This is a genomic window from Shewanella sp. ULN5 (assembly GCF_030731885.1).
Classification (GTDB): domain Bacteria; phylum Pseudomonadota; class Gammaproteobacteria; order Enterobacterales; family Shewanellaceae; genus Shewanella; species Shewanella holmiensis.
On record NZ_JAPJEE010000005.1, the window covers coordinates 34,668 to 46,559 of the forward strand.

An 11,892-nucleotide genomic window follows, 5' to 3' on the forward strand; every position below is an offset into this window, starting at 1 on the left:
TAGGACGGGGCGATAGTATACCAAAGTGATGTCGATTCGACAAACCAAAACAGCGATAATTTCGCCTATATACGCTTTGCCAATTAATTAGGTCATGTATTTAGTCTGAAAGTGAGGCTTTCTCTTGGCGTTTTACTTGATCCCAATAGCAATCTAGTTGCTCAAGGTTATGGTCTTCAAATTGTTTACCGCTTTGCTGCACACAATTTTCAACGCCTCTAAAACGTCGTTCAAATTTATGATTCGCCTGACGTAATGCTTGCTCAGGATCCACATTTAAATGACGAGCGAGGTTAACAACTGCAAACAATAAATCACCCATTTCATCGACCACTTTAGGTTGGTAATGCTGAGGATCTGACTCGACTAATTTTGCTTCAACGAGTACTTCATCGACTTCCTCATAAATTTTGGCCACGACAGGCTCAAGCTCTGGCCAATCAAATCCAACTTTTGCCACTCTTTTTTGAATTTTAATTGCCCGCTTTAATGCTGGTAAAGCTTGAGGAATATCATCGAGTAAAGATAACTGCAGCTTATCAGCACGCTCTTGTGCCTTAATGGCTTCCCAACTCTGCTTTACCTGGTTGGCGGTATGCTCAGGTGACGCAATAAATTGCGAATTAAACACATGCGGATGTCGACGAATAAGCTTGGCGCAGATCCGCTCAACGACTGTTGCGAAATCAAACTTGCCCTGTTCATTGGCGAGCTGGCAATAAAATACCACTTGAAATAATAAGTCGCCAAGTTCATCTGGCAGCTCATCCCATGCGGTTCGCTCAATTGCATCGGCAACCTCATAGGCTTCTTCGATGGTAAAAGGCACAATAGTTTGAAAATCTTGCGCTAAATCCCACGGACAACCATCTAGGGGATCACGTAATTTTTGCATGATATCTAGCAAAGGCTGAATCTGCGTATTGTGCTTTGTATCCATAATTGCCTAAGTCAATTTAGCTAACAATGTAAAAGGGGGAATTACAAACGTCGCGATTCAATCACGCCATCAACCTGTGAAAGTTTAGATAACACCCGAGATAAATCATCAACATTATATAACTCAAGCTCTAACTCGACGGTTGCCGTTTGAGATTTAACATCTGACGTTGAACTCATAGCCATAACGTTTGATTTTTCAGCGGCGAGAACCGTGGTTAAATCGCGTAATAAACCACTGCGATCATGGGCAACCACTTTCACCCGGATACGATAACCGCCAGAGTAATTCTCCCCCCAAACCACCTCAACTGCACGTTCAGGGTGAGCGCGCATCAATTCTTTGACTTGCTCACAATCACTGCGATGTACTGAAATACCACGCCCCATTGTAATATAGCCAAAAATTTCATCGCCAGGGACGGGTTGGCAACAACGAGCAATGTGGCTGAGTAAATTGCCGACGCCATTGACTTCAACTTGCCCTTTACCTGGCTTTTTAGGGCGATGAACGGCTTTCTTTAGAATGTCTTCAACCAAATCTTCTTCAGATGCAGGCGCAGCACGCAACTTACTTTCAATAAAGTTAACAACCTGATTTAAGCGTAAATCGCCCCCGCCAATAGCAGCAAGCATGTCATCCATACCGTTTAGATTAAAACGCTCTACCGCAATATTGGCATCTTTCAATTTCAAGCCCGCACGCTGCAATTCTGTTTCCAGCATTTCTTTACCTGCGATAATGTTCTTATCGCGGTCTTGCTGTTTAAACCAATGCTGAATTTTTGAACGGGAACGAGAAGACTTGATATAGCCTAAATTCGGGTTTAACCAATCACGTTTAGGATTAGCTATTTTTGAGGTGATAATTTCAATGCGCTCGCCGGTTTCAACCTGGTAAGTAAATGGCACAATTCTGCCATCAACCTTGGCGCCAATACATCTGTGCCCTACTTGAGAGTGAATATAGTAAGCAAAATCTAATACCGTTGAGCCGAGCGGTAAATCGACCACCTCGCCGCTAGGGGTAAAAACATATACGCGATCTTCAAACACCTGACTACGCACTTCATCAACCAAGTTACCACTTTCGGCAACGTCTTCTTGCCATTGCAAAATTTTACGTAACCAATTGATTTTTTCTTCGTAGCCGCTTTGCTTAACGGTATTGGCACCCTCTTTATATTTCCAATGGGCGGCGACACCTAATTCGGCATCCTGGTGCATTGCTTCAGTTCGAATTTGAATTTCAACGGTTTTACCTTCCGGCCCGACAACGACAGTATGAATAGATTGATAACCGTTGGGTTTTGGATTGGCTACATAATCATCAAACTCACGCGGAATGTGATGCCATAAATCATGCACCACCCCCAAAGCGCCATAACAGTCCTGCAGCCTGTCGGTCACAATTCGCACTGCACGCACATCAAATAGCTCGTCAAACTTGAGGTCTTTACCTTTCATTTTGCGCCAAATACTGTAGATATGTTTAGGTCTACCGTAAACTTTGGCACGTATCTGATCATCATCTAAACGCTGTTGAAGTTGAGTGACAAATTTGTCGATATAGACTTCACGGTCCATCCGTTTGCCATCTAATTGTTTGGCAATATCTTTGTAAACGCTTGGATGAAGGTAGCGAAAAGAGATATCTTCTAGCTCCCATTTTAATTGACCTATCCCTAAACGGTTAGCCAATGGTGCATAAATATCTGCAATTTCCCTTGCCAGTAACACGCGGGTTTCTTCATCGGCATTTTTGACAGCGCGCAACGAGCACACTCGTTCGGCCAGCTTAATCACCACTGCCCGAACATCTTCAACCATGGCCAATAACATTTTACGAATATTATCAATTTGAGGCTCGGCGCTGCGGCTATCGGTGACTTTCAAGGCTCCAATGGCATTCATGGTTACGACACTGGCTACTAATTTGGCTAATGAATCTCCGTAAACCTCATCTATCTTATCTTCGCTAATCTGCCCTGTTTCTAAAATGACAAATAACAATGCCGCTTGCAGCGTTTCTAGATCCATATTTAATGGCGCTAAAATTTCAATCATTTCGCGGGCACGAGTCAGCAATTGCGTATGTGCAAACTTATCTTTAATAGGCAATGCTTCCATTTTCCTGAGCATATCTAGGAGCATTTGTGCATCATTTGCATCTTCGATGTACCTTGCTACCCAATCTTCAAGATTGAAATCATCTGTATTGAAATGCGCTTCGCGAACTGAAACCATGTTTTTTCCTTACCCATTGCCATTTACCAAAACAGCAATGTTATGAACTTTTTGCCAAACGGACCATTAAGTGAAAAGGCTTAATCTGCAAATAAAAATGGCAGCAACCCAAGGTAACATTCACTTTTAACGGTCAACAGCACCAAATGTTAGAGAGACTATATTGAGCGTAACGGTTTTATTTATCAATTCAATAAAATGTAAATGACTATGTTTAAGACACATTCAGTTCAAATAATGCCATTGCTTCAATATGATGCGTTTGTGGAAACATATCGACCATACCAATCTTACTTAATTGGTATCCTTGATCAATTAGCACTTTACTGTCACGAGCCAAACTGGCGGGATTACAAGAAACATAAACCACCTTTTTAGGGCGCATTTTTTTAAGCCATTGTAAGCTTTCAAAAGCACCTGCTCTCGCGGGGTCTAAAAGTAGCTTATCAATTTTGCCTAACCATTTTTCATGGGTAAGATCTGCGCTCAAATCGGCATGGTGAAATGATAAGTTGTCTAACTGATTTAACGCCGCATTGTTTTTTGCCTGCTGAACCATATCAGGTACACCTTCCACACCAATCACTTTTGCCGCACTTGACGCTAGCGGGAGTGAGAAATTACCTACGCCACAAAATAAATCAAGCACCCGCTCATCTGCCTGAGGGTCGAGCCAACTCACTGCCTGTGTGACCATATCATGATTAATAGGACCATTGACCTGAACAAAATTACCAGGAGTAAATTCACAGCGAACCGTTTGTTGCGGATGGTTTTCAGCGGCTAATGAATAAAAAGGGAGTGTCACCTTTTGCTTACCTGCCTCGGTTAACAATTGAGGATGCAATTGGGTCAGTTGATTGTCATTGTCTTGCAGCAATAAACAGATGTCATGGGTGGCAGCAAACTCTGTCAACCAACGGATATCTGAAGCGGGTAAGATTTTCGTCACACGCAATACAGCAAATAAGCCATTTTCAGCTTGGCTTAACTCTAAATGACCTAAATTTGATTTTGACTTCAATTGATTCAAATTCGCAGCAAAAGGCGTGATCAAATCCGATAATGGTTTTGCCAGCACATTACACTGGGTAATTGAGACAATTTTACTTGAAGCCGTTTGCCTAAAACCTAACTGCAAGTGGTTAGTGTTTTTATCAAAAACCGTCGCTAAACGGGCTCTGCGACGATAATGCCATGCTTCACCTGTAATGGCTGGTGCCACTATTTCATCAGCAACCAAATCTCGGCCTAGTTTGCTCATTAAATCAATTAATGCATTTTGTTTATGCTCGCGTTGCGCCGCGACATCTAAATGTTGTAAATCACATCCCCCACATTCAACATAATGAGGACAGTTTGGTTCACGACGTTGCGCTGATGCTTGATCTATTTTAATCAACTTGGCCTTGGCATAATTTTTCTTTTGCTCGGTTAATTGCACAGTCACCTTTTCATCAGGTAATCCACCGGCAACAAACACCACTTTCCCTTGATATTGGGCCATACCTGCGCCTAAATGATCCAGTTGAGTGATTTCAAGACTAAGCTTTGAAGATAATTGCTTAGATTTGTTTGGTTTAGCTTTAAAAAATTGTGCCATTTCGGCCTCTAAAAATGAATAAAACACTAGTCAAGAGTGCGCAATTTCTGGCAGTCTAGACTGAATATCAACAATATTTTGTAGGAACGTAAGCCCAAAACATGAAAAGTACCGAAAATATGACTAAATACAGCCTACGTTCATGGGTACTGGTACTGGCATTGGCTCCTACCGTTGTGGTGGGTATTCTACTTGGAAGTTACTTCACCATAAACCGCTTTTATGAACTTGAAGAAACGCTTATGGAAAAAGGTAGCAGTATTATAGAACCTTTAGCATTAGCCAGCGAGTTTGGGATTGTCACTCAGGATCGCATTTCAACAAAAAAACTGCTCTCCGCTTCACAGATGAAAAACTCTTCTCTGGTATTGTCTTTAGCCATTTTTGATAGTCAAAATCAATTATTCGTCACCTCTCATTATCACAAAGACTTTGAGATAATGCGTACGCAGTTGCCATTATCTGAATTAAATGCAACCGAGTTTAGTACCCTGGATGATATTTTAATTATCCGCAGCCCAATTATTGCAAATACAGATCTTGATCCGCTGGCATTTATCAAAAATGACTCGAGCAATTATTCCGTCGAAAGCGGCTTTCAACAAAACCACCTTGCAGGGCAAAGCATCGCTAAGCCTATTTATAATAGTAAGCAAGAACAAGTACTGGGTTACATTGCCATTCTTGTCAATAAAGAAAATGCTCTACTTGAACAGCATCGTGCTGCGATTGCCGCTTTCATTATTGTATTGATTGGAGTTCAATTTAATTTATTTTTTACCTTTCGCTTAGTCAAACATGTTAACCATCCAATCACTGAAATGGTCCGTGTGGTTGCCAAAATTCGAGAAGGCAAACTTGATACCCGCCTAGACGGCAATTTAATTGGTGAGCTGGATTTATTAAAACGCGGTATCAACGCGATGGCGGGCTCATTAAGTGAGTATCACGATGAAATGCAGCAAAATATTGATCAAGCGACATCTGATTTACGCGAAACCTTAGAACAAATTGAAATTCAAAACGTGGAATTGGACTTAGCCAAAAAACGAGCATTAGAAGCCAGTCGCATCAAGTCCGAGTTTTTGGCCAATATGTCTCACGAATTACGAACGCCACTTAATGGCGTTATCGGCTTTGCAAGACAACTCATCAAAACCCCACTGCATTCTAGCCAGCTAGATTACATCAAAACAATTGAACGAAGCGCCAGTAATTTATTGGGGATCATCAATGACATTCTGGACTTCTCCAAACTTGAAGCCGGTAAAATGGCCTTTGAGAAAATGCCTTTCGCATTGAGAGAGACCTTAGCTGACACATTAAATATTGTTTCGGGAAGTGCGCGTGAAAAAGGCTTAGAACTGGTAATAGATATTGACTCTAATGTTCCTGAGAGCGTTAGTGGTGATGCGATGCGAGTGAATCAAATTATCACCAATCTAGTTGGTAATGCGATTAAGTTTACCGATAAAGGTAGCGTGATTCTCAAGATTACCCTGGTGGGGTCAACAGAAGATAATGTCACTTTAAGGTGTGAAGTTATCGACACAGGTATTGGTATTGACGAAAGCCAGCAAGAGTATTTGTTCCAGGCATTTGGTCAGGCAGACTCCTCCATTTCTCGCCGCTTTGGTGGTACGGGTCTTGGTTTAGTTATCACTAAACGTCTAATTAACCAAATGGGTGGACAAATAGGTTTCACATCAAGTCCCAATAAAGGGTCTAACTTCTGGTTTATTTTACCACTGAGTATCAGCCAGTTTGAAATTGGTGAAGTGCTGCCAATGGATGTGCTGTCGGGTAAATCAATACTATTGTTCGAGCCTCGCGAATTAACCCGTGATGTGTTGAATCAACGTTTAGAAGCATGGCATTTAAAACTGACTAGTGTCGGTCAATTAGATCATCTCAATACAACGTTTGAACAGCCCAACATCCATTTTGATTATATATTAATGAGTTGCCATGGCTTTAGCGATCCTGAGCAAATAACTGTCACGTTAAAACAAGCTAAACAACACACTAACTGCCTTATCTTATTACACGATTGTATTGATCAAGAGGTGATTGTGAATCACTTCAAGCCTAATACCGATTTATTGCTCTCTGTACCAATTAGTGATACTCAGTTGGCAAGACACCTAATTTATCCTCCGACACCTGAAACGTTACAGCAGCTAATGCCTTTAGCTGTAAAAGATAACAATGAACGACTAAATGTTTCAGTGTTAGCAGTAGATGATAATGTCGCAAATTTAAAGTTAATTGATTCTTTACTACAGGAGTTAGTATTTAGCGTCACCACAGCCAAAAGTGGTGAAGAAGCGATCAAATTAGCTAAGTGTAAAAGCTTCGAATTAATTTTCATGGACATTCAAATGCCTGGTATTGATGGCATTACTGCGTCTCAAAAAATTCGTCATGAATCGATGAATCGCCACACTCCGATAATTGCTGTAACCGCACATGCTATTGCTGAGGAGCGGGCAAATATTCTGGCATCGGGAATGGATGGTTTTTTACCAAAACCAATTGATGAATCATCATTAAAGAAAGTGATTAATCGCTGGGTAGCTAAACCCAAATTCACCCATTTTGATCTTCACACACTCAATTGGGACTTGTGCTTGCGACAAGCAAATCAAAAACCAAATCTGGCACTTGAGATGCTTAAAATGATGGTTAATTCCATTCCAGATACCATAAACACCATAGAATCCGCTATGCAAAACCAAGATCAGCAGGCCATGCTTCAAGCGGTGCATAAATTACATGGTGCAAGTTGTTATTGTGGAGTGCCTACCACGCAAAAGCTTTGCCAAGAGATAGAGTCTGCGTTGAAACATAAAACCCAAACCAGTGAACTAGAACCGGAAATACTTGAGTTACTTGATGAGCTAACTAAGGTAGAATCAGCAGCAACACAAGTATTAGAACAGTTATCAATGGACATCAAGCATGACTAACAAACCTGGATTTTTTAAACGTTTAAAGGCGTTATCTTTACCTCAAAAGCAATTATTTGCTGTAGCCTTATGCCAGCGTATGTTGCCAAATTATGAATTATTCTCTGAAGTATGTGAGTTTGGTCAACCCATGGTGTTATCAACAGCATTAGAGCTATTGTGGCAAAGCCAATATGATAAAAAAACCAAATACAATGTTGATGTGCACCTACAACGTATAGAGGAAAACACACCCGATCCTGCTGATTTTGAAGCATATGGAGTGTACCCCGCAATGGACGCCGCTGTAGCAATATCAACGCTTATGAGTGCCATTTCTGCTAAGATGGAAGATGATATTATTAATATCAGCAAACTGTCTTCAAGCACTGTCGCTAATTATATTGAAGCAATAAGCGACGAGAGCCTAATGGACGAAGCCTTAGATGACTTTGTTTTTGCTCACCCAGTGATGCAAGAAGAAAAAGAACTGCAAGATATGCTGTTAGATATTATTGAAGCGAATCCAGACATTAATCCAGAGTTAGTTAAAGGCTTAAGAAAAGACATTATTGAAGCTGGCGTATCTAATATTGGTATTAGTATGCAATAGTCGTTAACAAGACGATTATAGAAACAAATACCACTAAAAAACACATCAAAATTAACAGCCTGAAATTCCTTAGGCTGTTTTTTTATGCCCTTTACCGCCATTCAATCCAGCAAAAGAAAAACTATCATTCTGAGGCTTTAGCTTATTGAGTATCTACAGTGGAGTCCTTAGAAATATCGCTTACTCAAGATCTTCATACACAAACATCTAGGGGCTGTTGATCTTTGCTGGTGGAATTTTGTTCGAGATAAAAACGAATTAAGCGCGGCGAGTGGAGTGAAGCCTAGCAATCTAAGCAAAGTTCACTCAACAAAGCGTAATTCGTTTTTAGCCGAATCCTTCGGACAGCGTTTGTTGGCCATTTTTACTTCGTTATCGGCTTATTATGTAGAATAACTACACAGCAAAGCCTCTGCCTTATATAAATGGCCAACAATTCGCTGCAAAAACAACCTTGAAAGATCAACAGCCCCTAGTGACTCAGTTTGAAAACACTTCAGCATAAATTCGATAATACCTCTTCAGAAAATGACAGTTCATTTGATATGTTATTCAGCAAACTAAGTCAAAAATAACAATACAGCCTTAGCATTGTGTTAGGCATAAAAGCTTACAGTCTAGTGACTAAAGACTAAGTGATTAAAGACTAAGCGATAAAAATCTAACTGTATTAAGCCCAATTGATGACTTTTAGCCATAGTCTAATTGCATCACAACAATCAGAAGTAGTAATGTGGCAACACTATCATTTTGCTAAGGAATTTCTGAGGATGTCGAGTGTATTTACGCCCCTATTTGCGGTATTCGCCATCATGTTACTAGGTGGTTTAGTCCAAAAATTAAAAATATTGCCTGTCGATACGGATCTTATCCTTAATCAATTTGTCTACTATGTCGCTTTCCCCGCTATTTTATTGATTGTTTTAGCCGAAACTCGAATAGAAGATATTATTCAATGGGGATTTATAGCGGGTTTTAGCCTAGCAATGATTATTACCTATGTGATTGTCATTTTTGTGTCTTTATGGAAAACCCCAAAAAACCAAGCAATCTCTGCTATGCGAGCCCTAAACTCAACATTCGGCAATACTGCATTTATTGGCATTCCATTATTAAGCATTATGTTTCCAAATAACAAAATGGCACTAGTCGCTGCAGCGATTGCAAGTTTACTCTCTGTCATTATGTTTGCATTTGCACTGGTATCGATAGAGCTAGCCATTAAAAATAAGCAGACTTCTCAACCCGCAATTTTGATTATGGCATCAGCATTAGCTAAAAACCCGATTGTTGTAGGCAGCTTAATTGGCATTACTTTATCAGCTTGCCATATCGAACTGCCTGATAGTATTTCATTAATGTTTCATCAACTGGGTAACACCTCTAGCCCTTGTGCATTATTCGCTATCGGTATGGTGCTGGTAAAAGCCCTACGCCAGCAAAGTGGTAATAAGCCATTCTCGGCTAGCCTTGTTGCCGAGCTAAATGCAATCAACTTGCTAAAACTGATAGTTCAACCACTCATTGCATTCGGATTGCTCCATATCTTCGGTGTTGCAAAAGAGCTAATCGCCATGGGTGTAATTTTAGCAGCATTACCCACTGCAGCGAGCGTGTACTTACTTGCAGACCGTTATAAAGTGCACGCCAATGTCAGTGCCCAAGCTATTCTCTACGGTACCTTAGTGACGTTTTTCAGTTTGCCGATTATTGAAACGCTACTAAAATCCTATGGTTAAATATCACTCACTAACAGATTAACAAACAACCAAAGATAATTTTCCATCAACCACTTTACTGTATAAAAAATCAGTATATACTGTTTATCAATACAGTAGTTTGGTAGTTTCATTGACAGGAATTCATTATGCTTTGCCAACTCAGCATCAACAATTTTGCTATCGTGCGTTTTTTAGAATTAGATTTTAAAGCCGGTATGACCACCATCACGGGTGAAACAGGTGCCGGTAAATCTATTGCTATTGATGCACTTGGTTTGTGTTTAGGTAATCGCAGTGATGCCAATACGGTTCGACCTGGCGCCAATAAAACAGAAGTCAGTGCTAGATTCACCTTACACGATGTTCCTCAAGCTAAGCGTTGGTTGGAAGATAACGATTTGGATAACGAAGATGATTGTATTCTTCGTAGAACCATTAACAGTGATGGCCGCTCCCGTGCCTATATAAATGGCAATCCTGTGCCAATTACCCAGCTAAAAGCCATTGGTCAATTGCTCATCGGTATTCATGGCCAGCATGCCCACCATGCAATGCTCAAAAGTGAACATCAACTGACGTTGCTCGATAGCTATGCCAATCATAAATTATTAATCGATACTGTGCAGGCAAGTTACCAGCGAACAAAACAAGCTGAAAACGATTTAAAAATTTTAGAACTTGCACAACATGAGCGTATTTCTCGCAAGCAATTACTGCAATATCAAGTTGAAGAATTAGATGAATTTAACTTAGGCGAAGGAGAGTTTGACGAAATTGAGCAAGAACATAAACGTCTTGCAAATGGCACTGAGCTTATCGAGTCATGTCAGGCTAGTTTAGCGTTATTGTCTGAAGACGATGAAGTCAATATTGAGTCATTGCTAAACAAAGTCATTCATTTAGCCGATAACTTACAAACGGTAGACGATAAACTTGCTCCTGTAGCCAATATGCTCAATGAAGCATTAATCAGAATACAAGAAAGCTCGGGTGAAATTGAAGACTACTTAAGCCGTTTAGAGTTAGACCCAGAGCATTTTGCATATTTAGAAAAACGCTTATCAAGTGCTATGCAACTGGCGCGCAAACATCATGTTAGCCCAGAAGACTTATCGGCACATCACGCACAACTAAAAGCTGAATTACTTGAACTATCTGATGATGAAACAAAATTAGATGAAGTCAGACAAGCTTTAGTGACCCATCGCGAAGCCTATCTAGTGCATGCACAAAAACTCAGCCAAAGTCGGACTCGCTATGCAAAAGAGCTTGATAAACTCGTGACACAATCTATTCATGAACTCAATATGCCTAAGGGACAATTTAAGATTGCAGTCAACTTTAATCCCGAGATGAACAATAGCTTAGGCTGTGATCAAGTTGAATTTTTAGTGACCACTAACCCAGGCCAGCCTTTGCAACCCATTGCCAAAGTGGCATCTGGAGGTGAGCTGTCAAGAATAGGTTTAGGCGTTCAAGTTATTACCGCTAAAAAAGTATCAACTCCAACACTTATATTTGATGAGGTTGATGTCGGTATTTCTGGCCCAACCGCAGCAGTGGTAGGCAGAATGCTCAGAAGCTTAGGTGAATCAACCCAAGTATTTTGTGTTACCCATTTACCACAAGTCGCCGGTAACGGCCATCAACACATGTTTGTTAACAAGTTTAATAAAGCCGGGCAGACTGAAACCACAATGAAAAACCTTGATAAAGAACAACGAATTAATGAGCTAGCACGCTTATTAGGCGGAGATGCCATCACAGAAAACACCCTAGCAAATGCTAGGGAATTATTGCAATAGCACAGTAATCGGGATA

General features: G+C 40.5%; 7 protein-coding genes. 4 read left to right on the top strand and 3 right to left on the bottom strand.

Annotation, left to right across the window (positions count from 1 at the left end; all coding sequences use genetic code 11):
- Positions 1 to 100: 100 nt before the first annotated feature.
- From mazG to rlmD, 3 genes are all read right to left on the bottom strand, one after another.
- On the bottom strand, positions 101 to 940 hold the full coding sequence (mazG, locus tag ORI98_RS06505; RefSeq protein ID WP_261297270.1) for a nucleoside triphosphate pyrophosphohydrolase: 840 nt from the start codon (positions 938 to 940) through the stop codon (positions 101 to 103).
- 41 nt (positions 941 to 981) lie between these two features.
- Positions 982 to 3,186, bottom strand: a complete 2,205-nt coding sequence (relA, locus tag ORI98_RS06510) for a GTP diphosphokinase (RefSeq protein WP_306134697.1) — start codon at positions 3,184 to 3,186, stop codon at positions 982 to 984.
- Positions 3,187 to 3,400: 214 nt separating this feature from the next.
- Positions 3,401 to 4,789, bottom strand: a complete 1,389-nt coding sequence (gene rlmD / locus ORI98_RS06515; protein ID WP_306134698.1) for a 23S rRNA (uracil(1939)-C(5))-methyltransferase RlmD — start codon at positions 4,787 to 4,789, stop codon at positions 3,401 to 3,403.
- A 101-nt stretch (positions 4,790 to 4,890) separates the two neighbouring features.
- Between rlmD and barA the strand changes: the two genes are divergently transcribed.
- The 4 genes from barA to recN all read left to right on the top strand — a co-directional run bounded on the left by barA (position 4,891) and on the right by recN (position 11,876).
- Positions 4,891 to 7,758: a two-component sensor histidine kinase BarA gene (gene barA / locus ORI98_RS06520; RefSeq protein ID WP_306134699.1), complete on the top strand. Its 2,868-nt coding sequence runs from the start codon at positions 4,891 to 4,893 to the stop codon at positions 7,756 to 7,758.
- Positions 7,751 to 8,350: a YjaG family protein gene (locus tag ORI98_RS06525; RefSeq protein ID WP_261297274.1), complete on the top strand. Its 600-nt coding sequence runs from the start codon at positions 7,751 to 7,753 to the stop codon at positions 8,348 to 8,350. The genes barA and ORI98_RS06525 overlap by 8 nt, the downstream gene beginning before the upstream one ends.
- 770 nt (positions 8,351 to 9,120) lie before the next feature.
- A complete protein-coding gene (locus ORI98_RS06535; protein ID WP_261297275.1) occupies positions 9,121 to 10,089 on the top strand; it encodes an AEC family transporter in 969 nt (322 codons plus the stop codon).
- A gap of 128 nt (positions 10,090 to 10,217) precedes the next feature.
- Entirely contained in the window at positions 10,218 to 11,876 is a 1,659-nt protein-coding gene (recN, locus tag ORI98_RS06540; protein WP_261297276.1) for a DNA repair protein RecN, read from the top strand.
- Positions 11,877 to 11,892: the final 16 nt, after the last annotated feature.